The sequence below is a fragment of the Salinibacterium sp. dk2585 genome (genome assembly GCF_008001035.1).
Lineage (GTDB): Bacteria > Actinomycetota > Actinomycetes > Actinomycetales > Microbacteriaceae > Homoserinimonas.
The window spans coordinates 2,528,638-2,553,249 of record NZ_CP042856.1 but is presented as its reverse complement, the minus strand read 5'-3'; the positions used below and the strand labels follow the sequence as shown (position 1 = coordinate 2,553,249).

Below are 24,612 nucleotides of genomic sequence, written 5' to 3'. Positions count from 1 at the left end.
GATCCTTACCTGCCCGTCTTGGGCGCGAAGTACTTGGCGATGAGTCGGGCGGCGAGGTTGAGCACCATGACGATGAGGATCAGGGTGAGCGCTCCGGCCCAGGCGCGATCGAGGTAGGCCTGCGGCACAGAGCCCTGGCTCACGTACTGGTTGTAGACCAGCACGGGCAGGCTCTGCATGCGCCCCTCGGTGAGGTTGTAGTTGAGGTTGTTCGTGAAGCCGGCGGCGACGAGCAGCGGCGCCGTCTCGCCGATGACGCGGGCGATCGCGAGCGTCACACCGGTCATGATTCCGGCGATGGATGTCGGCAGCACGACCTTCATGACGGTCAGCCACTTGGGCACGCCGAGCGCATATGCGGCCTCGCGCAGCTCATTGGGAACAAGCTTGAGCATGTCTTCGCAGGAGCGCACGACGATGGGGATCATGAGCACCGAGAGGGCGATCGCGCCGGCGATGCCGAGCTTGATGCCGGGCCCGAAGAAGATCGCGAAGACCGAGTAGGCGAAGAGTCCCGCCACGATCGAGGGGATGCCGGTCATGACGTCGACGAAGAAGGTGATGGCCCGTGCGAGGGTGCCGCGGCCGTATTCGACGAGGTAGATCGCGGCGAGGAGGCCGATCGGCACCGAGATGAGCGCCGCCGTCAGGGTCATGAGCAGGGTGCCGACGATCGCGTGGACGATGCCGCCGCCCTCGCCGACGATGTTGCGCATCGAATAGGTGAAGAACTCGAGGTCGAAGCGTGCCGTGCCGTTGATGATGACGGTGTAGATGAGCGAGATGAGCGGCAGCAGTGCCACCGCGAAGGCGGTGCCGACGAGGGCGGTGACGAGCCGGTCGGTGGCCTTGCGGCGGCCCTCGATGAGGAGGGACGTCACGTAGATGCCGGCCATGTAGAGGAAGGCGGTGACGAACACGACGCCGACGATGTTGAAGGAGCCGCCCTCAGCCAGGCCAATGAGGAAGAAGCTCACGGCCGAAACGAGGAAGGCTGCGCCAAGCACGTACATGGGCACGCGCTTGCCGAGGAGTCCTGCGGCGTAGGTGTTGGGAAGTGCGCGGTCGGTTGCGCTTGCCTGGCTCATCAGTTGGCCCCCGAGAATTCCTTGCGACGGCCGATGATCCAGCGCGCGATCATGTTCACGACAAGCGTGATCGCAAAGAGGATGAGCCCGGTCGCGATGAGCAGGTTGATGTTGGTGCCGAACGCCTCTGGGAATCGCAGGGCGATGTTCGCGGCGATCGTGCCCGGGTTCGTCGAGGTGAGCAGGGCGAAGGTCACGCCGCCGGATGCGGAGAGCACCATCGCGACCGCCATGGTCTCGCCGAGTGCGCGGCCGAGGCCCAGCATGGAGGCGCTGATGATGCCGGGCTTGCCGAAGGGCAGTACTGCGGTGCGGATCATCTCCCAGCGGGTGGCGCCGAGCGCGAGGGCGGCCTCCTCGTGCAGCACCGGGGTCTGCAGGAAGACCTCGCGCGTGAGCGCTGTGATGATCGGGAGGATCATGACCGCGAGCACGATTGCAGCGGTGAGGATCGTGCGACCGGTGCCGGATGCCGGCGGCGCGAAGAAGGGGATCCAGCCGAGGTTCTCGGTGAGCCAGGTGTAGAGCGGGAGCACGGCGGGCGCGAGCACATTGGCGCCCCAGAGGCCGAAGACGACGGATGGCACGGCGGCCAGCAGGTCGATGATGTAGCCGAGGCCCGCGGCGAGCCTGCGCGGTGCGTAGTGGGAGATGAAGAGCGCGATGCCGATCGAGACGGGCACGGCCATGAGGAGCGCGAGGGCCGCAGACCAGACGGTGCCGAAGACGAGGGGCGCGACGTAGGACCAGAACGGCTGGCCGTTGAGGATTGCAACGTCCTTCGGGTCCTCTGTGAGGGCGGGCACGCTCTCGACCATGAGGAAGGCCGCGACGGCAGCAAGGATGGCGAGGATGAGGGAGCCGGCAGTCAGCGCCGTCGACGAGAAGATCCTGTCGCCGAGGCGCTGTTTCGACTTGAGACGTGGTGCCGTGGCCGGCGTGGTCATCGGGTCCTGGCCCCCTGCTGGGTGTTGGTGGTGTTGGTGTGGAGCGGGGACGTGGACTCAGTCACATCCCCAGTCTGCCCGGTGCCCCCTGCTCGCACAACACGAGGGGCACCGGGCAGTCTGCGGTGGTGGTCGTTACTTGATGCTGTCGACCGCGGCCTTGGCCTTCTCGAAGAGCGAGGAGGAGATGGGCGCGGTGCCGGCAGCGTCAGCCGCGGCCTGCTGGCCCTCGTCGCTGATCACGTAGTCGAGGTAGGCCTGCACCAGCTCGGCACGCTCGCCCTCCTCGTACTCGGAGCACGCGATGAGGTAGCTGACGAGCACGATCGGGTAGACACCCTCGGCCTCGGAGGTGCGGTCGAGCTCGATCGCGAGGTCGACCTCGTCGCGGCCCTCGACGATCGGCGAGGCGTCGACGATCGCGGCAGCGGCCTCGGCCGAGTACTCGACGTACTCGTCGCCGACCTGCACGGCGACGGTTCCGAGGTCACCGGCGCGCGAAGCATCCGCGTACCCGATCGTGCCGGTGCCACCGGAGACGGCGTCGACGACACCGGAGGTGCCCTGCGCGGCTTCGCCGCCATCCCATGCCCAGTCGCCGCTGACCTCAGCGGTCCACACGTCGGGAGCCGCGGCCGCGAGGTACTCGGCGAGGTTCTCCGTCGTGCCCGACTCGTCGGAGCGGTGCACGGCCGTGATGGCGAGGTCGGGAAGCTCGACGCCCTCGTTCTGTGAGGCGATCGCCGGGTCGTTCCAGTTGGTGATGTCGCCCTTCAGCACGCCCGCGATGGTCGCGGCGTCCATGTTGAGGCTGTCGATGCCGTCAAGGTTGAAGATGACGGCGATGGGGGAGATGTAGGCCGGGATCTCCACGATGGGCGTGCCCGGCACGCAGCCCGCGAAGTTGTCCTCCGCCAGCTCGTCATCCTTGAATGCGCGGTCGGAACCGGTGAACCAGTTGGCGCCCGCGATGAAGTTGTCGCGCCCCGTGCCGGAACCGGTCGGGTCGTACTCGACCGTCACGTCGGGGTTGGCAGTCTGGAAGGCTGCGACCCAGGCCTCCTGGGCCACGCCCTGCGAGGAGGCACCGCCGCCGACGATCGTGCCGGAGAGACCGCTGTCGGACTCGGCACCAGCGGTAGTGCCCTCGTTTGCAGCGCACGAGGTGAGAACAACGGAGCCTGCGATGGCGATGGCGGCGAGGCTGCCCCACCGCTTGACGTTGCGCGTGATGTTCACGGACTTCCTTTCGGGAATGTGATCGTGGGCCCGGTGCAGGCCCTCGTGCGACGCTACGAATGCCTGTTGACCAGAGTGACCACAGCCGGTGAACGGGAGGTGAACGGGCCGCGAACAGCGTGGGTTGAGCAGGCGCTCCCACCGCGTATCGAAACCTCGCGATGGGTTTCGATACCGCCTGGCGGCCCACTCAAGCCGCAGGGCTCAGTGGATGAGCGCGGCAGCCTCGGAGGCGCGCTCGGACATCGTCGCCGAGATGGGAGCCGAGCCCGCAACCTCCGCTGCGTCCTGCTGCCCCTCGGGGCTGATGGCGTGCTCGAAGTAGGCGCGCACGAGTTCGGCGTGATCGTCGTTGACGTAGTCCTCGCAGCCGATCAGGTAGCTGATGAGCACGATCGGGTAGACGCCGCGCTCGGTCGAGGTGCGGTCGATCTCGACCGCGAGGTCGCCTGGCGCACGGCCCTCGCCGATGGGCGAGGCATCGATGATGGCGGCGGCCGCCTCGGAGGAGTAGGGCACGAACTCGCTGCCGACGCCGACCGCAACGACCCCGAGGTCACCGACACGGGAAGCATCGATGTAGCCGATCGTGCCGGAACTGTTGTTGAGCGCGCTCACGACGCCAGAGGTGCCCTGGGCGGCTTCGCCCTCGAGCGGCCACACGCCACTGGGCTCGTAGGGCCAGGCTTCGGATGCCACGGCCGCGAGGTATTCCGTGAAGTTCTCGGTCACGCCCGAGTCGTCGGAGCGGTGGATCGCCGTGATGGTCTGATCGGGCAGGTCGACGTCCGGGTTGTGCTCGGCGATCGCGGGGTCGTTCCAGCGGGTGATCTCCCCCGTGAAGATGCGGGCGATCGTGTCGGGGTCGAGGTTGAGTGACGAGACGCCGTCGAGCTTGAAGGCGAGGGCGATGGGGGAGATGTAGGCGGGCAGCTCGATGATGCCGGAGCCCGGCTCGCAGGCGACGAACTCCTCCTCCTTGAGTTCCTCGAGTTCGAAGGCACGGTCGGAACCGGCGAATGCTGCCCCACCGGCGATGAACATCTCGCGGCCGGCACCCGAGCCGGCCGGGTCGTACTCGACCGTCGCGGCGGGGTTGTCGGTCTGGAATCCGACGACCCAGGCCTCCTGCGCCGCCTGCTGCGCGCTGGAACCTCCCCCCACGATGATGCCGCGGTAGCCACCGACGTCAGCGCCGGGCGGCTGCTCGTTGACGGCGCATGACGCAAGCAGGAGGGTCACGGTGATCGCGCCGGCGGTGGCGAGTACTCGTCTGCGGAGGGCGGTGGGGCGGCCGTCGAAAGTCACCTGCACAGGCTAACCAATTCACCCGCGCGCTGCGTGCGGTCACCCTGCGTTCATTCGCCCCGGTAGGCCGCCTCAAGCGAGGGCAGGTCGAGCTTGCGCATCTGCATCATCGCGCGGAAGGCCCGAGCCCGCCCGGCGCCATCGTCGCTCGCGAGCCACCCCGCCATGACGGCGGGCGAGACCTGCCACGAAACGCCGAAGCGGTCGACGAGCCAGCCGCACTGCGACTCGCGCCCGCCCTTGGCCGTGAGCGCATCCCAGTACCGGTCGATCTGCTCTTGTGTGTCACAGAGCACCTGCAGCGAGATGGCCTCGCTGAAGGGATGCCCGTGGCCGGTGTCGCCGTCGGTCACCGCGAGACGGGCACCGAGGAGCGCGAGCGACGCGTGCCCGATCCACCCCTCGCGCTCGCCCTCCTCTGGCCCGTAACGGCTCACGTTCTCGGCCGTCGTGTCGAAGATCTGCGAGTAGTGTTCGAGTGCCTCGCTGGCCCGTCCCGCGGAGTCACCCGAGAAGAGCAGCGTTGGCATGATCGTGGTGCGGGGTTGCCCCGTCGCCATGAGCTGCCACGAGATGCCGAAGCGGTCCTGCACCCAGCCGTAGCGCGTGCTCCACGGGTAGGTGTCGACCGGCATGAGTGCTTCGCCGCCATCGAGCAGTCTCGCCGCGATGCGGTCGACCGCATCGGCGTCCTCGACTTCGACCATGAAGGAGACGCTCGGGTTCGGCCTGAACTCCGGGCCGCCGTTGAGCGCCGTGAACTCGAGGCCGCCGATCGAGAAGTCCACCGTGAGCAGGTCGCCGGGGGCGTAGCCGCCCACATTCTCGGCGTCGGGATAGTAGCTGCGGCGCAGGATGCTGCCGCCGAGCGTTGACGTGTAGAACTGGGCCGCAGCATCCGCTTCGGTGCGGAACCACAGGCACGGGGAGAGTCGGGGCTCGTTCATGGCGACGAGGCTAGGGATCGCGAAGCGGCTCTGGGCACGATCTCGGGGAACTCCCAGCGACTCAGCGACCGGGCGAGTGCACCTCGATCGCGATGATGCCCGCTTGCGGCCGCTCCTTCGCGAAGTGCAGCACCGCGAACGCACCCGTGTCGAGCATCGCGGATGCCCGCACTGAGCGGTCGACGGGCGAGTTCGTGAGCCGTGCCGCCTGCTCGATGATCTCCGGCAGCACGGGCCCGTGGCTGCAGAGCACCGCCGTCACACCCTTGCGGAGCCGCTTGGCCACGACCTTCTCGACTTCGGCCTCGCCGCTCTCCCAGGCGTCCTGGCTGATCTTGGACGTCTTCTTGGCCTTGAGTCCCGTGAGTTCGGCGAGTGGGGCGATGGTCTGGCGGCAGCGCACGGCGTTGCTCGTGATCAGCTTCTCGGGGGCGTATGCGGCGATGCCCCTGGCCGCGACATCCGAGTCCTGCCTGCCCTGCGGGAGGAGCGGCCGCTTGGCATCCGGGCCATCGAACTGGTGTTGGGGCATCGCCTTGCCGTGGCGGAGGGCGATGATCGCGAAGGTGCGGAGTGTGTCGTTGTCGACCCGCGCCGCGAAGCGGTCGAGCACATCGCGGTCGTGTGCGTAGCTGAGTGCCTTGCGTGCCTTCTTGACCGAGAGCCATTCGAGGTGTTCGATCTCGTCGTTGGGCACGAAGGCGGATGCCGCGTGGGTGGCCTCATCGACCTCGGCCGTCCAGTAGTGCACGACCTTGTCGCGCCCGCCGGGCAGCTTGTACTCGGTCGTGCCGAGCGGCGCGCCGAGCGAGATCTCGGGGCCGGTCTCTTCGGCGATCTCCCGCACGGCGGTCTCGGGCAGGCTCTCACCAGGGTCAACCTTGCCCTTGGGGAATGACACGTCACCGTGCCGCTCGCGGTGCACGAGGGCGACGCGGATCTTGCCATTGACGATGCGCCAGCACACGGCACCGGCCGCGAGCACGGGCCCTGCCGGGCTCATCGTGGTCTCACAGCGCGTCGGCGGGAAGTGATGAGGTCCATGATCACATTCTGCATGTCGTCGAGTGGCTCGCCATCGGGGCCCTCGTATTGGCGCGCCCACGAGCCGTCATTCTCGAGGCGCCAGGACGAGGTCGAATCCGACATCGCGAGGTCGAACATCGTCGCGATCCGCTCGAAGTGCTCGGGTTCAGTGAGCCGCACGAGCGCCTCGACGCGACGGTCGAGGTTGCGGTGCATCATGTCGGCGCTGCCGATGTAGACCTGCGGGTCGCCGCCGTTCTCGAACCAGAAGACGCGGGAGTGCTCGAGGTAGCGGCCCAGGATCGAACGCACCCTGATCGTCTCGCTGAGTCCCGGCACCCCAGGGCGGATGGCGCAGATGCCGCGGATGACGAGGTCGACCGGCACCCCGGCCTGGCTCGCGCGGTAGAGCGCGTCGATGACCTGCTCGTCGACTATCGAGTTCAGTTTGATGCGGATGCCGCTGGGCTTGCCCGCGATCGCGTTGTCCCGCTCGGTGTTGATGCGCTTGATGAGTCCCTTGCGCAGGTGCAGCGGTGCGACGAGGAGGCGCTTGAACTTCTTCTCGATCGCGTAGCCCGAGAGCTCGTTGAAGAGTCGCGTGAGGTCGCGGCCCACGACGGGGTCGGCCGTGAAGAGGCCGAGGTCTTCATAGACGCGGCTCGTCTTGGGGTTGTAGTTGCCCGTGCCGACGTGGCTGTAGTTGCGGAGGCTGCCGTCCTTCTCCTGTCGCACGACGAGCGCGAGCTTGCAGTGCGTCTTGAGGCCCACGAGCCCGTAGACGACGTGCACTCCCGCCTTCTCGAGCTTGCGTGCCCACTCGATGTTGGCCTGCTCGTCGAATCGGGCCTTGATTTCGACGAGCGCGAGCACGGCCTTGCCGGCCTCGGCCGCGTCGATCAGCGCCTCCACGATGGGGCTGTCGCCGCTCGTGCGGTAGAGGGTCTGCTTGATCGCGAGCACGGCGGGATCGGATGCCGCCTGCTCGAGGAAGGCCTGCACGCTCGTGCCGAAGGACTCGTAGGGGTGGTGCACGAGGATGTCGCCGCGGCTGATGGAGGCGAAGATGTTGGGCTTGGCGCCCGGCTCCGCTGGCATGAGGGCGGGGCTTGTCGCCGGCACGTGCTTGCGGTACTTGAGCGAGGGCCGGTTGATCTTGAAGACCTCGAAGAGCCCCCCGAGGTCGAGCGGCGCGGGCAGCCGGTAGACCTCCTGCTGGGTGACACCCAGCTCGCGCACGAGCAGGTCGAGCGTGCGGTCGTCCATGTCGTCGGTGATCTCGAGCCGGATGGGCGGCCCGAAGCGGCGGCGCAGGAGCTCCCGCTCGAGGCTCTGGATGAGGTTCTCCGACTCGTCCTCGTCGATCTCGACATCCTCGTTGCGGGTGACCCGGAACTCGTGGTGGTCGAGGATCTCCATGCCGGGGAAGAGCTCCCCGAGGTGGTTCGAGATGAGGTCTTCGAGGGGGATGAAACGCAGCAGCCCGCGCTCATCGTCCGGCAGCTGCACGAAGCGCGGCAGGATCGTCGGCACCTTGATGCGTGCGAACTGTTCCTTGCGCGTCTTGGGGTTGCGCACCCTCACCGAGAGGTTGAGCGAGAGCCCCGAAATGTAGGGGAACGGATGCGCGGGGTCGACCGCGAGCGGCATGAGCACGGGAAAGATCTGGCTGGAGAAGATCTCGTCGACGCGTTCGCGGTCGTCCTCGTCGAGGTCGGCCCAGCCCTCGATGTGGATGCCGGCCTCGTCGAGCGCCGGCTTCACGATCTCGCGGAACACGTGGGCGTGCCGCTCCTGCAGTTCGTGCGCCTTGGCGCTGATGTCGGCGAGCACATCGTTGGGCGAGCGGCCCACGTTGGTCGGCACGGCGATGCCAGTGGCGATGCGGCGCTTCAGCCCCGCGACGCGCACCATGAAGAACTCGTCGAGGTTGCTCGCGAAGATCGCGAGGAAGTTGACGCGCTCGAGCAGGGGCAGCGTCGGGTCCTCCGCGAGTTCGAGCACCCGCTTGTTGAACGCAAGCCAACTCAGCTCGCGGTCGAGGTAGCGGTCGGCGGGCAGCGTGCCGTCGTCGACCCAGCCGACCGCGTCGTAGTCGTCGTCAAGACTGTCGGTCGCGAGCCCCGTGTCATCAATGATGCGTTCGGCGTCCATCGGCCAATCTTGGCACCGCGACCTTGACTGTGGGTTAACGACCCTTGCGCCGGTACTGCACGTCGATCGTGTGGTCGCCGAATCCGTAGGAGCGGTACAGGCGCACGGCCGCCGTGTTGTCGGCATCGACGTAGAGCGAGGCGGTGCGGATGCCGCGGCTCACGAGTCGCGCGAGCCCCGCCTCGACGAGTCTCCGTCCGAGGCCGCCGCCCTGGCGGGACGGGTCCACTCCGACGACGTAGAACTCCCCGATGCCGCCTTCGATCTTCATCCAGACGAAGGCCGCGAGCCCGTCGGCGTCACGGAGGAGCAGGAAGTCGCCCGCGTCGAACCACGGTTCCGACATCCGCTCGTCCAGGTCGACCTGGGTGAGGGAGCCCTGCTCGGGGTGGCCTGCGAAGGCCGCAGCGTTGAGCGCGAGCCAGTCGGCGTCGTCGCTGCCCGGCCGGAAGGCGGTGAATCCGTCGAGCGCGTTCGCGGCGGGCTCGTGGTCGGCGATGTCGCGGCGCAGCTGCAGGAGCTCGCGAATGGGCTCGAAGCCCGTGCGCGCAGCGAGGGCCCTCGATGCGGGGTGGTCGCCGTGTGCCCACGCGAGCACGTCGGGGTGCTCGCCGAGCACCCGCTCGAGGAGGCCGCCGCCGAGGCCGCGGCCCCTGGCATCGGGGTGCACGACCAGTTCGAGCTCGCCGGGGGTTCCGGGCCGCACGGCCGCTGCGGCGTCCTCACCCGTCGCGAGCAGTTCGCGGCGCCCGTCGCGCAGTTCCACCCAGGTCTGGTCGGAGAAAGGCGGTTGGCCGTCGACCTCGGCCGCGCGGGTCGCGAGCGCGCGCAACCACTGGGGAAGCTGCTCAGGCGTCATCGTGTCCCGTGAACCGGTAGCCGACATTGCGCACCGTGCCGATGAGCGATTCGAGGTCGCCGAGCTTCGCGCGAAGGCGACGCACGTGCACGTCGACCGTGCGCGTGCCGCCGAAGTAGTCGTAGCCCCACACCTCGCTCAGCAACTGTTCGCGGGTGAACACGCGGGATGGGTGGCTCGCGAGGAAGCGCAGCAGCTCGAACTCCTTGAACGTGAGGTCGAGGGGCTTGCCCTGCACCTTGGCCGAGTAGCTCACCTCGTCGATCACGACACCGGATGCCTGGATCTTGCGGTTCGAGGAATCCGCCGAGGAGCGACCGATGGCCAGGCGGATGCGTGCGTCCACCTCAGCAGGGCCGGCATCAACGAGCACGACGTCGGCCACGTTCCACTCGGGCGTCACGGCGGTGAGCCCGCCCTCCGTGACGATGGCGATCACGGGAACGGAGACTCCCGTGTTGCCAAGGATCTTGCAGAGTGCCTTGGCGGCGGCGAGGTCCTTGCGCGCATCGACCATCATGAGGTCACAGCTCGGCGTGTTGACCAACTGCGATGAGGTGGCGGGCACCTGCCGCACCCGGTGACTGAGGAGGGCCAGGGATGGCAGCACCTCGCTGTCGACTGCCGGAGTCAGTATCAACAGCTGCGCCAACGGGGCCTCCAAAATTTTGGAGCAAGTCTATCCAGACCACGGAGCCGTCGATGTCTAGGCCGCGTCGGGGCGTTTTCGGGGACATCAGGCAGGATTGGGGCATGACGGTCGACGAGAACACGGCACCGAACCGCTCCACGGCGCGGCTGAGCGTTGCGGCGGTGTGGCTTTTCGTCGTGGTGGGCGCCGTCATCACGGTCGTGTTCGTTGCTCCGGATGCTCGGCTCCAGTGGTTCCCGATCGTGCTCGCAGCCGCGACCATCCTCTCGTTCTGCCTGCAGCTCGCGCTCGACAGCAAGGTGGGCTTCGTCAATCGCCTCATGACGAGCCTGGGGGGCTCCGTCGTGATCCTCGCAGTGGCGACCGGGGTGCTCGCCCTCGTCGCCTCGGCGGAGGGGTAGAATCGCCGCATGCTCCTTGCACTCGAACTCTTCTACGTCGGACTGCTGATCCTCGCCCTGCTGGCCATCGGCGGAGTCTCCGCGGTGGTGCTGTACAACCTCTTCCGCGGCCAGCGCTAAGCCGGGGTCGCAGCACGCTGCATCCGATCGCATCGCCACGGGAGGTGCCCGAATGATCGAACTCGACGCCTCGCTCCCCTCCGAGCTGGTGCCTCTCTCCTGGCTGCTCGGCGTCTGGGAAGGCACCGGGGTCATCTCCTACCCCGTCGACGGTGACGTCAGGGAGTTCGAGTTCGGCCAGCGCATGAGCTTCAGCCACGACGGCACGTCCTACCTCAACTACAGCTCTTCCGTGTGGCTCCTCGATGAGGGGGAGCAGCCCTCCGTCCTCACCGCCGAGACGGGGTACTGGCGCCTCTCGCGTCCCCTCGGCCAAGGAGACGTCGGCCCCGGGATGCTTCCCGGCGTGGGCGACAAGCCGTATTCGACCGCGAGCGAGGTCGAGACCCTCCGCAACGGTGCGGGCGCCTTCGAGATCGAGGTGTCGATCATCCACCCGGGCGGAGTGAGCGAACTCTATCTCGGGCAGGTCAACGGCCCGCGCATCGACCTTGCGACGGATGCCGTCATGCGCTCGGCAGACGCCAAGGAGCACTCGGCGTCGACCCGCATCTATGGGCTCGTCGAAGATCACCTGCTGTGGGCCTGGGACATCGCGGCTCTCGGCCAGCAGCTCACCTCCCACGCATCCGCGAGGCTCGCGCGTGTCGACTGAGCCTGCCGACACCGAGCCCGCCGCCGAGCCGTGGCGTTCCCCGTGGCTTGACCGTCCTGGCGCGGTCGAGGCCGAAGAGCCCGATGCCGGCGTCGCCGCCCACTACGGCAACCCCGTGCGCGAGCAGCGCGATCTCGAGGCGGGCCGCGCCGTCGTCGACCTGTCACACAGGGGAGTGCTCTCCCTCACGGGCCCAGACCGCCTGACCTGGCTCGACTCGATCAGCAGCCAGTCCATCGCCCGCCTCGCGCCCGGCGACTCCGCCGAGACGCTCATCCTCGACCCTCAGGGCCGCATCGAGCACGCCGTACGCATTCTCGACGACGGCGAGACCGCGTGGCTCCTCATCGAACGCAGCCAAGCGGATGCCCTCGCCGCCTGGCTCCTGCGCATGCGCTTCATGATGCGGGTCGAGATCGCCGACCGCAGCGCCGACTTCGCGACGCTTGGCCACATCGGGCCCGTCGACCTGCCCGCTGTGGAGCGCGCTGGCGTGGCGCTCGTGTGGCGCGACCCGTGGACCGAGGTTGTCGCGGGCGGATGGCAGTACGCGGAGGGCGAGCATCCCTCGCCTGCGTTCCCGTACCAGGAGACGCTCATCGAGCGCGCCGCCCTCCAGACCCTCGACACACCCCCCGCGGGAGTGCTCGCGCTGGAGGCGCTGCGGGTGGCCGCCTGGCGCCCACGGCTCGTGACGGAGGCCGACGAGCGATCCATTCCCCACGAACTCGACTGGCTGCGCAGCGCCGTGCACCTCAACAAGGGCTGCTACCGCGGCCAGGAGACGGTCGCGAAGGTGCACAACCTTGGTCGTCCGCCTCGCCGCCTGGTCATGCTGCACCTCGACGGTTCCGATGACCTGCTGCCGCAGCGCGGTGACGCCGTCGTGCTGGGCGAGAAGGAGGTCGGCACCGTGACATCCGTCGCCCGTCATCACGAGCTCGGGCCCATCGCCCTCGCCGTCATCAAGCGGTCGACCGACCCGGTCGAGACCCTGATGGTGATGACGGATGGCGGCCCGGTCGCTGCCGGCCAGGAGGTCATCGTGCCCGTCGGCGCAGGCGCGACGGCCGACGTCCCGCGCCTGCCGCGGCTGGGGGCGGCAACGCGCCCCACGCGCCCCGGCGTGAATGACTGAGAGCGGCAGCGCCCGGCGGCTCGAGCGCCGCCTCAATCGCAGCCTGGACGCGCGGGCGGCGCTGGGGCGTGCTGCCGAATCGGCGCCAAACATCGCGCAGATCGTGCTGGCGGCCATGCTCGCGTGGCTTATCGCGCACGAGGTGCTCGGCCATCCGACCCCCGCAATCGCGCTCGTCTCGACCCTGACGATCCTCGGATTCAACCGCGATGCCCGCCCGCGCCGCGTGCTCGAGTCTGCAGTCGGCATCCTCGTCGGCATCGTGCTCAGCGAGGTCGCCCTGCTGGTCGTCGGGTCGGGCTGGTGGCAGATCGCCATGGTGCTCACCGTCACCCTCTTCGTGGCCCGGCTCCTGTCGCCAAGCGCACCATTCGCGATCGCGGCGGGAGTGCAGTCGATCCTCGTGATGGTGCTGCCCGCGCCCGACGGCGGAGTGTTCACGCGCAGCATCGACGGGCTCGTGGGAGGGCTCGTGGCCCTCGTCGTCACCGCACTGCTTCCGCGAGACCCGCGACGGATCGCGCGGCGCGACGCGCAGCGGCTGCTCGCGACGCTCTCGGAGTCGATCGCCTCGGTCGTCGAGGCGCTCCGTGACGGGCAGGAACCTGCGGCGTCCCTCGCGCTCTCCCGCCTGCGGCGCACGCAGGCGCTCATTGACGCGTGGGCGCAGTCGCAGGAATCAGCGATCGCAATCGCGCGCATCTCACCGTTCCTGCGGCGTCACCTCCCGGCGCTGCGGCGCCAGTCACAGGTGCTGGCGGGACTCGACCTTGCCGCGCGTCACCTTCGCGTCATCTCCCGCCGGATCGCCTTCCTCGTGCGCGATGGAGAGCAGAGACCGGCGCTCGCGAACCTCGTGCAACAGGTGGCGGATGCCGTCAACCTGCTTGGTGAAAGCCTCGACGACCCCGCCGCTGCCGAGCGTGCCCGCGCCGTGCTCGTGGGCGTCATGCCCATGCTCGACCCGAGCAGTTCCCTGCCCGGTGCCCGCATGCCGACGACGATCGTCGTGCACCTGCTGCGGCCGCTCGTCGTCGACCTGCTCATGGCCACCGGCATGCGGGCCGAAGAGGCGCGGGCGCTTCTCCCCAGCTCCTAGGACTACTCGGTGCCGGGCGTGCCGTCGGTCGTCTTGGGGGCCTGCTCCGACTCGGCCTCGGGCGTGGCATCCGGCGTCATGTCTGCCGGCTCGAGGTCGGAGGTCCAGGCGAAGACAGTGTCGCCGGCGATGCTCACGTAAACGGGGCGAACCATGCGCTTCTCGGCGCACTCAGACACCTCCGTGAACTCCTCGTCCGGCCACCAGGTCGAGGTGATCGCGGCGGGCGGAGCCTCCGCGATCGGCTCGCAGCGAGCATCCTTGAATCCCTTGTCCGACGTGTAGCGAAGCAGGTAGCCGGGCTCGGCGCTCGGCATGAGCCGCACGTCGATGTCGGTGGCGTCCTTCGGCACGAAGCTCGGCATCGCGAAGGCGAGGTGGCCCGTCGTGGGCGCATCGGCATACACCTCGAAGTGGCGCTCCTCGGCATCCTTGGGCGGGCCGTCCTCGAAGATCGTGTCGATGATGGCGCAGCCGGCGAGAGTCGAGGTGGCGAGGACGGTGACCGCGGTGGCGGCGAGTAGGCGTGAAACGTTCATGGTTCCATCCCACTCTGCGGGCGCCCCCTGCCGCGTCGGCCGCAGGTCGCCCCCCGGTAGTCCTGAGGGATGATGTCGCATCCGCCAGGCCCCGAGCCCTCAGTACACTGTCCGCATGACCTACACGCTCATCCTCCTCCGCCATGGCCGCAGCGACTGGAACGAGAAGAACCTCTTCACAGGTTGGGTGGACGTGCCCCTCACCGAGGAGGGCCGCGCCGAGGGGCGTCGCGCCGGCGAACTCATGGCCCAGGAGGGCCTGCTGCCCGACATCCTCCACACCTCGCGGCTCAAGCGCGCCATCCACACGGCGAACATCGCGCTCGAGGCCTGCGACCGCGACTGGATCGACGTGACCCGTTCGTGGCGGCTCAACGAGCGTCACTACGGCGCGCTGCAGGGCCTCGACAAGGCCGACACCCTCGCGAAGTACGGCGAGGAGCAGTTCATGACATGGCGTCGCAGCTTCGACACCCCGCCGCCGCCCCTCGACGACGACAACGAGTTCTCGCAGGCTAGCGACCCCCGTTACGCCGATCTCGGCGACGAGCTGCCCCGCACGGAGTGCCTGAAAGACGTGATCGAGCGGATGCTTCCCTACTGGGAGTCCGACATCACGCCCGACCTCGCGGCGGGCAAGACCGTGCTGGTCACGGCGCACGGCAACTCACTGCGCGCCCTCGTTAAGCACCTCGACGGCATCTCGGACGATGACATCGCGGCCCTGAACATCCCAACGGGCATCCCGCTCGTCTACGAACTCGGCGAAGACTTCATGCCGGTTGCGCCCTCGCGGTACCTCGACCCCGAGGCCGCAGCCGCCGGCGCCGCCGCCGTCGCAGCACAGGGCAAGCACTAAGCGCTGAGCGCGGGTTGAGTAGGCCCGCCAGGGCCGCTACTCAGCCCGCCAAGCAGCGCTAGTCGACCGGAATCCAGTCACCCGTCGCGAGGTACTGCACCTTCTTGGCGATCGAGACTGCGTGGTCTGCGAAGCGCTCGTGGTACCGCGAGGCAAGCGTCGCGTCGACCGTGTCTTCAGCGCCGCCCTTCCACTTCTCGCCAAGCACGGTGTCGAAGACGCTGAGGTGCAGCGCGTCGACCTTGTCGTCGTCGTTGCGGATCTCCTCCGCCAGGCGCACATCCTCCGTGCGCAGCAGTTCCGCGAGCTTGCGCGCCATGGCGACGTCGAGCTGCCCCATCTCGGCGAAGGTGGGCCGCAGCGTCTTGGGCACGACCTTCTCGGGAAAGCGGTAGCGCGCGAGCTGGGCGATGTGCTCGCTCATGTCACCCATGCGCTCGAGCGAGGCCGAGATGCGCAGGGCACTCACGACGATGCGCAGGTCGCGCGCGACGGGCTGCTGGCGCGCGAGGATGTTGATGGCCAACTCGTCGAGGCTGACGGCGAGATCGTCGATCTTGTCGTCGTCGGCGATGACCCGCTCGGCGAGCGAGACGTTGGATTCGTTGAAGGCGCGGGTGGCGTTCTCGATCGAGATAGCGACGAGGCTCGCGATCTCGACGAGTCGCTCCTGCACCTCCTGGAGTTCCTGTTGGAAGACTTCGCGCATCGACCGTTCCTCATTCCTGGCGTTAATGGTGCGGGGCAGTGAGCCCGCACAATCCCGGGCCATCCTGACCGGGGAAGGTTAACGCTCGGTGAGCATCCGTTGAACACCTCGGCTTCTCATAGCGAACCTGCTGCCACCCGGGCGGACGGGGTCGAGATGTAACTAATCTAGTCGCTATGGAACCCAGCGTGCTGGTTGCCCTGTCGTTGCTCTTCGGCCTTGCCGTGGGCGCTGCGCTGGCCAGCTTGATTCACTATGCCGCCCGCCGGGGCGAGCGAGCCGTGGCGGTGGTGCGCGGTGGCGTTCCTGACGGCGTGGAACAGGTGCTCGACGCGCTCGAGACCGCCGGCGTCGTGGTCGACCCCTCCAACAACGTCATGAAGGCCTCGCCGGGCGCGCTCGCCTTCGGCCTCGTCTCGCAGCAGTCGCTCGTGCATCCGGAGCTCGTGGAGATCGTCGACCGGGTGCGTCGCGAGGGCGACCCCGTCTCGCAGGAGGTCGTGCTCGCGCGTGGCCCCTTCAGCGACGCCAACGTGCACCTTTTCGTGCGCGTCGCCCGCATCGGTTCCCGCTTCGTGCTGCTGCTCGCGGAGGACCGCACGGAGGCATACCGGCTCGACGAGGTGCGTCGTGACTTCGTCGCCAACATCAGCCACGAGCTGAAGACCCCGATCGGCGCGGTCGGGCTGCTCGCCGAGGCGCTGCAGTCGGCATCCGATGACCCTGAGCAGGTGCGACGCTTCGCCAAGCGCCTCACGAAGGAGTCCGACCGGCTGGCGCGCATCACGAAGGAGATCATCGAACTCTCGCGGCTGCAGGCGGCGGATGCCCTGGCCAAGCCTGAGCTCATCGATGTCGACGACATCGTGGCCTCCGCGATCGACGCGAGCCGTGTGCAGGCCGAGAAGCACCGCATCACCCTCGTCAGCGGCGGCGCGACGGGCGCGCAGGTCTACGGGGACGAGCCGATACTCGTCGCCGCCGTCCATAACCTCGTCTCGAATGCCGTGCAGTATTCGCCGGACGGCTCGCGGGTTGGCGTCGGCGTGACGCACAGCGACGGCGTCGTCGAGATCGCCGTGACCGACCAGGGCATCGGCATCCCGGAGGAGGACGTCGAGCGGGTCTTCGAGCGCTTCTACCGAATCGATCCGGCCCGTGCCCGCAACACGGGCGGCACGGGTCTTGGCCTCAGCATCGTCAAGCACGCGGTGCAGAACCACGGTGGCGACGTGCGCGTGTGGTCACAGGTCGGCCGCGGGTCGACCTTTACCATCCGTCTTCCCGAGGCGTCGCAGTCGTCGCTCAAGTCGATGACGGATGCCGCGACCGGCCCGACCCCGCTCCTGCCGAGCCCAGCAACCCTAGAGGGAGTCTCGTGACCCGCATCCTGATCGTCGAAGACGAACGTTCGCTGAGCGAGCCGCTCGAGTACCTTCTCGCGAAGGAGGGCTATGACGTCGTCATCGCCGACGATGGCACTGCCGCGATGCAGGAGTTCGAGCGCGGGGGCGTCGACCTCGTGCTGCTCGACCTCATGCTGCCCGGCATCTCAGGTACCGAGGTGTGCCGGCGCATCCGTGCTGTCTCGCAGCTGCCGATCATCATGCTGACGGCGAAGGACTCCGAGGTCGACATCGTCGTGGGGCTCGAGCTCGGCGCCGACGACTACGTCACGAAGCCGTACTCGAGCCGGGAGCTGCTCGCCCGCGTGCGCGCCGTGCTGCGCCGGCGGGTGGAGCCGGCCGACGAACTCGACCCCGCCATCGTCGAGGTCGGCCCCGTGCGCATGGACACCGACCGGCATACGGTCGAGGTGGGCGGCGCCGAGGTGGCCATGCCGCTCAAGGAGTTCGAGCTGCTCGAGGTGCTCCTGCGCAATGCCGGGCGGGTGCTGACGCGCGGCCAGCTGATCGATCGCGTGTGGGGCGCCGACTACTTCGGCGACACCAAGACCCTCGACGTGCACATCAAGCGGCTGCGTTCGAAGATCGAGCAGGTGCCGTCTCAGCCGAAGCTGCTCGTGACGGTGCGTGGACTCGGCTACCGCTTCGAAGACGAGGCGGCGTAGGCGTCGGGCCGAGCGGCGCGGAAGCGCCGCGTCAGGGGCCCCGGCCAGCGCCTCGACTGACGGATGCCAGAGTTGGCGAGCTCGGACTGGCGAGCTCGGACTGGCGAGCTCGGACTGGCGGATGCGGCGGGCGGACTACGGCGCGAGGTCGGCGTACTCGGGCAGCGCATCGGTGAGCACCGGCACGAGCAACTGCTTGCCCGTCTCGGCGCCGTGCTGCACGAAGATGGGGAAGAGCGAGCCGGGCTCCGCGTCGATGCCCTCGAGTTCGAAGAGTTCTTCACTGCCGACCGACTTGACCTCGCCGGGCGCGACCGTGACGGTGCGGTCCTGCTTGCCGTCGGCGCCCTCGAACTGGATCACGATCCGGGTGCGCTTGGTGCCATTGTTGGCGAAGCCCGCGATGAGGTTGCCGTTCTCCCCGTTGTCGGAGATGACGACTGCGTTGAGCACCTTGACGTCACCGATCGTGGCGCCGACTCCGTCGCTCGGGTCGTAGTTCTGGGTCGTCGCCTGCGGCGTGATGAACGTGCACCCCGTGGCGACGAGCGCGATGCTCGCCGAGAGGGCGACGGTGGCGACGGTGCGAGCTCTCACGGGGAACCCTCCAGGTGAGTGGGAACAGGTGCAGGGGCCGGCCGGGAGAGACCCCGCCGCGGTGCTTGTGAGTTTATCCTACGGCTCTTCGGGCCGCTGCCCGGCGGCAGGCTGGAGGAGGGCGCCCCTGTGGTAAACTGGGAGCCACGGAATGGAGCTTAACCCATGCTTTTCGAGGTCGGCGAAACCGTCGTATACCCGCACCACGGTGCTGCAACCATCATTGAGGTCAAGAAGCGCGTCATCAAGGGCGAAGAGAAGCTCTACCTCAAGCTCAATGTGACCCAGGGTGACCTGACGATCGAGGTCCCGGCTGACAACGTCGACCTCGTCGGTGTGCGTGACGTCATCGGCCAGGAGGGCCTCGACAAGGTGTTCGAGGTGCTGCGCGCTCCCTTCACCGAGGAGCCCACCAACTGGTCGCGCCGGTACAAGGCCAACCTCGAGAAGCTCGCCTCCGGCGACGTCATCAAGGTCTCCGAGGTCGTGCGCGACCTCTGGCGCCGCGACCAGGACCGCGGCCTCTCCGCCGGCGAGAAGCGCATGCTCGCCAAGGCGCGCCAGATCCTCGTTTCGGAGCTCGCCCTCGCAGAGAAGACCGATGAGGAGAAGGCGTCGGGCATGCTCGACGATGTGCTCGCCTCCTAGTCGGCACCAACGCTTCACAGCCCCGCCCTCGCGTCTGCGACGGCGGGGCTTCTGCGTTGTCGGCCGGCGCTACCCTCGTAACCATGCATGAGCCTCGCACCGCTGTCGTGATCGTCGCCGCAGGCAGCGGCACCCGCCTCGGACTCGGCGAGCCAAAGGCTTTCGTCAGGGTCGCCGGGCGCACCCTGCTCGGCCACGCCGTCGCATCCGTGCTGGGCATGACCTCGCCGGCCCAGGTCGTCGTCGTCGCGCCGACGGATCGCGTCGAGGCTGCGAAGTCGATTGCGGGGGAGCTCGCGGGGCCGGTCGCCGACCTCGTCACGGCCGTCGCGGGTGGTGCCACTCGCCAGGAGTCGGTCGCGGCGGGGCTTGCCGCGGTGCGCCGCTCGGTCGACGTCGTGCTCGTGCACGATGCTGCCCGGGCCTTCACGCCCTCGTCGCTCTTCGACACGGTGGCGGATGCCGCGCGCTCGACTCGTGGGGGCGTGCTGCCTGTGCTGCCGGTCGCCGACACGATCAAGCAGGTGACGCGCGACGGTGCGGTCGTGGGCACGCCGGATCGTGCGGAGCTCGCTGCAGCGCAGACGCCGCAGGGGTTCCCCCGCGAAGAACTCGTGGCCGCCTATGCCGCTGCCACGGTCGAGCACACCGACGACGCAGCGCTCTTCGCGGCGGCCGGGCATACCGTCACGACGGTCTCGGGCGACCCGCTCGCCTTCAAGGTGACGACGCCGTGGGACCTCTCGCGCGCCGCGACGCTTGCGGCCGGGCGCTCGCGTGACGTGCAGGCCTTCCGCAGCGGTATCGGCCTCGACGTGCACGCCTTCGACCCCGAGAGCCCCCTTTGGCTCGGCGGTGTCTACTGGCCGGACGAGCCGGGCCTCAAGGGCCACAGCGACGGGGATGCCGTCTGCCACGCCATCTGCGACGCACTGCTCTCGGCGGCGGGGCTCGGCGACATCGGCGGTCGCTTCGGCACCGCCGACGACCGCTTCGCTGGCGCCCACGGTGACGTCTTCATCCGGGAGACCGTGCGACTCGTCGCGGGGGCAGGCTATGAGGTCGTCAACGTCGCCGTGCAGGTGATCGCGAACCAGCCCAAGCTCGCGGGGCGCCGCGTCGAACTCGAGCAGAACCTCAGCGGTCTCGTCGGCGCGCCCGTGAGCGTTTCTGCGACGACCTCGGATGGTCTCGGGTTCCCGGGGCGCGGCGAGGGGCTGACGGCGCTCGCGACGGCGCTCATCCGCTCGGTGAACTAGCAGGCCGGGGCATCCGTCGGCCGAGTCGCGCCGCGCGTGGCTCGAATAAGCTTGGGCGCATGACCGTGCGCCTCTACGACTCCCGTGCCCAGGAGTTGCTCGACTTCGAACCGCTCGAGCCAGGTCGCGTGGGTATCTACGTCTGCGGGCCCACCGTGCAGTCGTCGCCGCACATCGGGCACCTGCGTTCGGCCCTCGTCTACGACCTGTGGCGCCGCTGGTTCACGTGGCGCGGCTACGACGTCACCTTCGTGCGCAACGTCACCGACATCGATGACAAGATCCTCGCGAACGCCTCCGAGACGGAGGAGTGGTGGGCACTGGCCTACCGCGTGGAGCTCGAGTTCACGGCGAGCTACCGCGCCCTGGGCATCCTCGCCCCAACCTATGAGCCGCGCGCGACCGCGAGCATCGGGCAGATGCAGGAGATCATCCAGCGACTCATCGAGCGCGGCCACGCCTACCCGGCGGAGGATGGCTCGGGGGACGTCTACTTCGACACGGCGTCGTGGCCGAGCTACGGGGAGCTGACGCGTCAGGGGCGCGACGACATGGCGCCCGCGACGGACGCCGACCCGCGCGGCAAGCGCGACCCCCGCGACTTCGCCCTCTGGAAGGGGCACAAGGCAGACGAGCCCGAGTCGGCGAGCTGGCCATCGCCGTGGGGTGCCGGCCGACCCGGATGGCACATCGAGTGCTCGGCGATGTCGTCGCGCTACCTGGGGCCACAGTTCGACATCCACGGCGGTGGGCTCGACCTGCGCTTTCCCCACCACGAGAACGAGCTCGCCCAGTCGGCTGCCGCGGGGGATGGCTTCGCCAGCTACTGGGTGCACAACGGCCTCGTGAACGTCAACGGGCAGAAGATGTCGAAGTCGCTCGGCAACTCCGTCTTCGCCAGCGACCTACTCTCGGCCGCGCGCCCTCTCGCGGTGCGCTACTACCTCGGCTCGGCGCACTACCGCTCCACGATCGATTACCACGACGGGGTGCTCGAGGAGGCCGACTCGGCGATCGAACGCATCGAGGGCTTCCTCCGGAGAGCTGAGCGACGCATCTCGTCCACGCGTTTCGCGGCCGAGGCGGTGCAGGATGTGCCCGAGGAGTTCGCCTCCGCGATGGACGACGATCTCTCGGTGCCCCAGGCGATCGCCGTCATCCACGACACCGTGCGGGCTGGCAATGCGGCGCTCGACAACGAGGATCTCGCGGCGGTCGCGCGCGCTTTGGGAGGCGTTCTGGCGATGACCGACATCCTGGGCATCAATCCGCTCAGCGTAGAGTGGCAGACTGCAGCGGATGAGCCGGCCGTCACGGCCCTCTCCTCCCTCGTGACGCGACTGCTCGACAGTCGGCGGGTTGCGCGCGAGGCGCGGGACTTCGCCGAGGCCGACCGCATCCGCGACGAGCTTGCAGCCGCGGGTATCCAGATCGAGGACACCCCGGAAGGCCCGCATTGGAGCCTCACAGACAGATAGCAGTGCCGAGCAGTAGGGACACCCCATGAAGAACAGCGGAAACAAGCCCAGGGCCGGAGCCGTGCGCAAGAGCCGCAAGGGGCCCCAGGTCGGCTCTGGCGGCCAGGGACGCCAGGCCCTCGAGGGTCGCAAGCCGACCCCCAAGGCGGAGGACCGGCCATACCACCCCGCGGGCAAGCGCAAGGCGTCGCAGGAACGCCTCGCCGAGAAGCGCGGCGGCCGGGGCGGCAAGCCGCAGCAGGCCGATGGCGGCCGCCCGCCGCAGTCTCGCCAGCGCAAGTCGGAGCAGGGCGCCAACCAGGCCGAGGTCGTGACCGGGCGCAACTCCGTCGTTGAGGCACTGCGGGCCAAAATTCCGGCGACGGCGCTCTACATCGCGACGCGCATCGAATACGACGACCGCGTCAAGGAGATCATGTCGATCGCCACGAAGCGCGGCCTCCCCGTGCTCGAGGTCATGCGTCCGGAGCTCGACCGCATGGGCGGCTTCGACTCTGTGCACCAGGGCGTCGCGCTCAAGGTGCCGCCGTACGAGTACGCGCACCCCATCGACCTCTTCGACCTCACGGTCGACCGTGGCCAGGTGCCCCTGTTCGTGGCACTCGACGGCATCACCGACCCGCGCAACCTGGGGGCGATCATCCGCTCGACCGCCGCCTTCGGTGGGCACGGCGTCATCGTGCCGCAGCGTCGCTCGGTGGGCATGACCGCCTCGGCGTGGAAGACCTCGGCCGGTGCCGCCGCCCGCACCCCCGTCGCGATGGCAGCGAACCTCACACAGACGCTCAAGTCGCTCAAGGACCGCGGTGCCTTCGTGCTCGGTCTCGACGGTGACGGCGACATCGACCTGCCGTCGCTCCAGCTCGCGAAGGAACCGCTCGTGATCGTCGTCGGCAGCGAGGGCAAGGGGCTCTCGCGCCTCGTGACCGAGACGTGCGACGCGATCGTGTCGATTCCGATCAGCGCGGCGACGGAGTCGCTCAACGCGGGCATCGCCGCGAGCGTGACCCTCTATGAGGTGTCGAGGCAACGCGCCGCCCGCTAGGGTCGATGCCGTCGACGCGGGGAGCGGCAATGGAGTATCGCGTGGCCCTGCTGTCGAGTGCGCTTCCGAGCGCTCGGACCTTTTCGGGCCCTCGCTGACTGACACCGCCCAGATCGCGTGATTAGGATTCGCGGTATGGAGACACGATGGGGTGTCGCTGGCACCGGTCTCGGTGCCGCCGCGACCTATGGCAGGCCACAGGGCCCGGCCGCATGACGGAATCACTGCGCACACTGGTTGACGAACTCAGGGAGCGGATGCATGCGGCGCGGCAGGGCGGCTCGGCCAGCGCCCGCGAGAAGCACACGGCACGCGGCAAGCTGTTGCCGCGCGAACGCGTGGACCGCCTGCTCGACCCAGGCAGCCCGTTCCTCGAGATCGCTCCCCTCGCCGCCGAGGGCATGTACGGGGGAGAGGTGCCGAGCGCGGGCGTCATCGCCGGCATCGGCTTGGTGAGCGGCCGCCAGTGCGTCATCGTTGCCAACGACGCGACCGTGAAGGCGGGCACGTACTATCCGCTCACGGTCAAGAAGCACCTGCGTGCGCAGGAGATCGCGTTGCAGAACAGGCTTCCCGCGATCTACCTGGTCGACTCCGGTGGGGGCTTCCTGCCGATGCAGGATGAGGTGTTCCCCGACAAGGAACACTTCGGGCGGATCTTCTACAACCAGGCACAGATGAGCGCTCGCGGCATCCCACAGGTCTCGGCCGTCATGGGCTCCTGCACGGCGGGCGGGGCGTACATTCCCGCGATGTCGGATGAGACCGTCATCGTGCGGAACCAGGGCACGATCTTTCTCGGCGGGCCGCCACTCGTGAAGGCGGCGACGGGCGAGGTCGTCAGCGCGGAGGACCTCGGCGGCGGCGACGTGCACGCGCGCACCTCAGGTGTCGCCGACCACCTCGCGGAGGACGACGACCACGCACTGCAGATCGTGCGCACCATCGTCGCCACCTTCGAGCGGCACGAGGCGCCCAGCCTGCAGCAGCGTGAGGTCGTCGAGCCGCTGCACGAGCAGGAGGGGCTGTATGACGTCGTGCCCGTCTCCTCGCGCACCCCCTATGACGTGCGCGAGGTCATCCGGCACATCGTCGACGGCTCCGAGTTGCAGGAGTTCAAGGAGCTCTACGGCACGACGCTGGTCACGGGCTTCGCCCGCATTTGGGGCTATCCCGTCGGCATCGTCGCCAACAACGGCATCCTCTTCTCGGAGTCCGCGCTGAAGGGCGCCCACTTCGTCGAGCTGTGCAACCAGCGCGGCATCCCGCTCGTGTTCCTGCAGAACATCACGGGCTTCATGGTGGGGCGCGAATACGAGAACGGCGGCATCGCGAAGGACGGCGCGAAGCTGGTGACGGCCGTGGTCGGGTCGGTCGTCCCCAAGTTCACGGTCGTGATCGGCGGCTCCTACGGTGCCGGCAACTACGGCATGTGCGGCCGCGCCTACGACCCGCGCTTCCTCTGGATGTGGCCCAACGCCCGTATCTCGATCATGGGCGGCGAGCAGGCAGCATCCGTGCTCGCGACCGTGCGTCGCGACGCGATCGAGGCGAAGGGTGGCGAATGGTCGCCCGCGGAGGAGGCCGCCTTCCGCGACCCAATCCTCACGCAGTACGAGGAACAGGGTTCGCCCTACTACTCGACCGCCCGCCTCTGGGATGACGGCGTCATCGACCCCGCCGATACTCGCCGTGTGTTGGGCATGGGCCTGTCGGTCGCCGCCAACTCCCCGATTCCGTCGCCGTCCTACGGCGTCTTCAGGATGTGACGCGC

At 68.5% G+C, this 24,612-nt stretch carries 24 protein-coding genes; 12 read left to right on the top strand and 12 right to left on the bottom strand.

Annotated features, from left to right (window positions below; genetic code table 11):
- Positions 1-5: 5 nt before the first annotated feature.
- From pstA to FVA74_RS12010, 9 genes are all read right to left on the bottom strand, one after another.
- Complete coding sequence (gene pstA / locus FVA74_RS12050) at positions 6-1,088, bottom strand: phosphate ABC transporter permease PstA (protein ID WP_147722734.1); 1,083 nt, start codon at positions 1,086-1,088, stop codon at positions 6-8.
- Positions 1,088-2,035: a phosphate ABC transporter permease subunit PstC gene (gene pstC / locus FVA74_RS12045; RefSeq protein WP_147722733.1), complete on the bottom strand. Its 948-nt coding sequence runs from the start codon at positions 2,033-2,035 to the stop codon at positions 1,088-1,090. Before pstC ends, pstA begins: the two co-directional genes overlap by 1 nt.
- Positions 2,036-2,170: 135 nt before the next feature.
- Positions 2,171-3,274 (bottom strand): phosphate ABC transporter substrate-binding protein PstS, encoded by a 1,104-nt coding sequence (locus tag FVA74_RS12040; protein ID WP_240792234.1) that lies wholly within the window; start codon positions 3,272-3,274, stop codon positions 2,171-2,173.
- Between the two features lie 204 nt (positions 3,275-3,478).
- The gene (locus FVA74_RS12035) at positions 3,479-4,582 is read right to left on the bottom strand and encodes a phosphate ABC transporter substrate-binding protein PstS (RefSeq protein ID WP_147722732.1); all 1,104 of its coding nucleotides are present in this window, start codon (positions 4,580-4,582) and stop codon (positions 3,479-3,481) included.
- 50 nt (positions 4,583-4,632) lie between these two features.
- Entirely contained in the window at positions 4,633-5,529 is an 897-nt protein-coding gene (locus tag FVA74_RS12030; RefSeq protein WP_147722731.1) for a VOC family protein, read from the bottom strand.
- 61 nt (positions 5,530-5,590) lie between these two features.
- A complete protein-coding gene (locus FVA74_RS12025) occupies positions 5,591-6,532 on the bottom strand; it encodes an NUDIX domain-containing protein (RefSeq protein ID WP_147722730.1) in 942 nt (313 codons plus the stop codon).
- Complete coding sequence (locus tag FVA74_RS12020; RefSeq protein ID WP_147722729.1) at positions 6,529-8,709, bottom strand: RNA degradosome polyphosphate kinase; 2,181 nt, start codon at positions 8,707-8,709, stop codon at positions 6,529-6,531. The genes FVA74_RS12025 and FVA74_RS12020 overlap by 4 nt, the downstream gene beginning before the upstream one ends.
- Positions 8,710-8,743: 34 nt before the next feature.
- A complete protein-coding gene (gene mshD / locus FVA74_RS12015; RefSeq protein ID WP_147722728.1) occupies positions 8,744-9,568 on the bottom strand; it encodes a mycothiol synthase in 825 nt (274 codons plus the stop codon).
- Positions 9,558-10,220, bottom strand: coding sequence for a response regulator transcription factor (locus FVA74_RS12010; RefSeq protein WP_147722727.1), 663 nt, complete (start codon positions 10,218-10,220; stop codon positions 9,558-9,560). Before FVA74_RS12010 ends, mshD begins: the two co-directional genes overlap by 11 nt.
- Positions 10,221-10,321: 101 nt before the next feature.
- On the opposite strand from FVA74_RS12010, the gene FVA74_RS12005 reads away from it, so the two are divergent.
- The 4 genes from FVA74_RS12005 to FVA74_RS11990 all read left to right on the top strand — a co-directional run bounded on the left by FVA74_RS12005 (position 10,322) and on the right by FVA74_RS11990 (position 13,633).
- A complete protein-coding gene (locus FVA74_RS12005) occupies positions 10,322-10,621 on the top strand; it encodes a hypothetical protein (RefSeq protein WP_147722726.1) in 300 nt (99 codons plus the stop codon).
- A 172-nt stretch (positions 10,622-10,793) separates the two neighbouring features.
- The gene (locus FVA74_RS12000) at positions 10,794-11,396 is read left to right on the top strand and encodes an FABP family protein (RefSeq protein WP_147722725.1); all 603 of its coding nucleotides are present in this window, start codon (positions 10,794-10,796) and stop codon (positions 11,394-11,396) included.
- Positions 11,386-12,534, top strand: a complete 1,149-nt coding sequence (locus tag FVA74_RS11995; protein ID WP_147722724.1) for a folate-binding protein YgfZ — start codon at positions 11,386-11,388, stop codon at positions 12,532-12,534. The genes FVA74_RS12000 and FVA74_RS11995 overlap by 11 nt, the downstream gene beginning before the upstream one ends.
- Complete coding sequence (locus tag FVA74_RS11990) at positions 12,527-13,633, top strand: aromatic acid exporter family protein (protein WP_147722723.1); 1,107 nt, start codon at positions 12,527-12,529, stop codon at positions 13,631-13,633. The genes FVA74_RS11995 and FVA74_RS11990 overlap by 8 nt, the downstream gene beginning before the upstream one ends.
- Before the next feature lie 2 nt (positions 13,634-13,635).
- Here FVA74_RS11990 and FVA74_RS11985 read toward each other — a convergent pair whose 3' ends face one another.
- The gene (locus FVA74_RS11985; protein WP_147722722.1) at positions 13,636-14,172 is read right to left on the bottom strand and encodes a hypothetical protein; all 537 of its coding nucleotides are present in this window, start codon (positions 14,170-14,172) and stop codon (positions 13,636-13,638) included.
- Between the two features lie 115 nt (positions 14,173-14,287).
- Here FVA74_RS11985 and FVA74_RS11980 point away from each other — a divergent pair, with 115 nt between their 5' ends.
- Positions 14,288-15,031 carry a phosphoglyceromutase gene (locus FVA74_RS11980; protein ID WP_147722721.1) on the top strand — a complete coding sequence of 248 codons (744 nt, stop codon included), beginning with the start codon at positions 14,288-14,290 and terminating at the stop codon, positions 15,029-15,031.
- Positions 15,032-15,089: 58 nt separating this feature from the next.
- On the opposite strand, the gene phoU is transcribed toward FVA74_RS11980, so the two are convergent.
- Positions 15,090-15,740, bottom strand: coding sequence for a phosphate signaling complex protein PhoU (gene phoU / locus FVA74_RS11975; RefSeq protein WP_147722720.1), 651 nt, complete (start codon positions 15,738-15,740; stop codon positions 15,090-15,092).
- A gap of 176 nt (positions 15,741-15,916) precedes the next feature.
- Between phoU and FVA74_RS11970 the strand changes: the two genes are divergently transcribed.
- Both FVA74_RS11970 and FVA74_RS11965 read left to right on the top strand, forming a co-directional pair.
- Positions 15,917-17,122 (top strand): cell wall metabolism sensor histidine kinase WalK, encoded by a 1,206-nt coding sequence (locus FVA74_RS11970; RefSeq protein WP_147722719.1) that lies wholly within the window; start codon positions 15,917-15,919, stop codon positions 17,120-17,122.
- Positions 17,119-17,811: a response regulator transcription factor gene (locus FVA74_RS11965; RefSeq protein ID WP_147722718.1), complete on the top strand. Its 693-nt coding sequence runs from the start codon at positions 17,119-17,121 to the stop codon at positions 17,809-17,811. Before FVA74_RS11970 ends, FVA74_RS11965 begins: the two co-directional genes overlap by 4 nt.
- Before the next feature lie 135 nt (positions 17,812-17,946).
- On the opposite strand, the gene FVA74_RS11960 is transcribed toward FVA74_RS11965, so the two are convergent.
- Entirely contained in the window at positions 17,947-18,408 is a 462-nt protein-coding gene (locus FVA74_RS11960) for a hypothetical protein (RefSeq protein ID WP_147722717.1), read from the bottom strand.
- 165 nt (positions 18,409-18,573) lie between these two features.
- Here FVA74_RS11960 and FVA74_RS11955 point away from each other — a divergent pair, with 165 nt between their 5' ends.
- From FVA74_RS11955 to FVA74_RS11935, 5 genes are all read left to right on the top strand, one after another.
- Entirely contained in the window at positions 18,574-19,056 is a 483-nt protein-coding gene (locus FVA74_RS11955) for a CarD family transcriptional regulator (RefSeq protein ID WP_147722716.1), read from the top strand.
- An 83-nt stretch (positions 19,057-19,139) separates the two neighbouring features.
- Positions 19,140-20,315: a 2-C-methyl-D-erythritol 4-phosphate cytidylyltransferase gene (gene ispD / locus FVA74_RS11950; RefSeq protein ID WP_147722715.1), complete on the top strand. Its 1,176-nt coding sequence runs from the start codon at positions 19,140-19,142 to the stop codon at positions 20,313-20,315.
- Positions 20,316-20,374: 59 nt separating this feature from the next.
- Positions 20,375-21,793 carry a cysteine--tRNA ligase gene (cysS, locus tag FVA74_RS11945; protein ID WP_147722714.1) on the top strand — a complete coding sequence of 473 codons (1,419 nt, stop codon included), beginning with the start codon at positions 20,375-20,377 and terminating at the stop codon, positions 21,791-21,793.
- Positions 21,794-21,818: 25 nt separating this feature from the next.
- Positions 21,819-22,838 (top strand): 23S rRNA (guanosine(2251)-2'-O)-methyltransferase RlmB, encoded by a 1,020-nt coding sequence (gene rlmB / locus FVA74_RS11940; RefSeq protein ID WP_147722713.1) that lies wholly within the window; start codon positions 21,819-21,821, stop codon positions 22,836-22,838.
- Positions 22,839-23,050: 212 nt separating this feature from the next.
- On the top strand, positions 23,051-24,607 hold the full coding sequence (locus FVA74_RS11935) for a carboxyl transferase domain-containing protein (protein ID WP_147722712.1): 1,557 nt from the start codon (positions 23,051-23,053) through the stop codon (positions 24,605-24,607).
- Positions 24,608-24,612 lie beyond the last annotated feature (5 nt).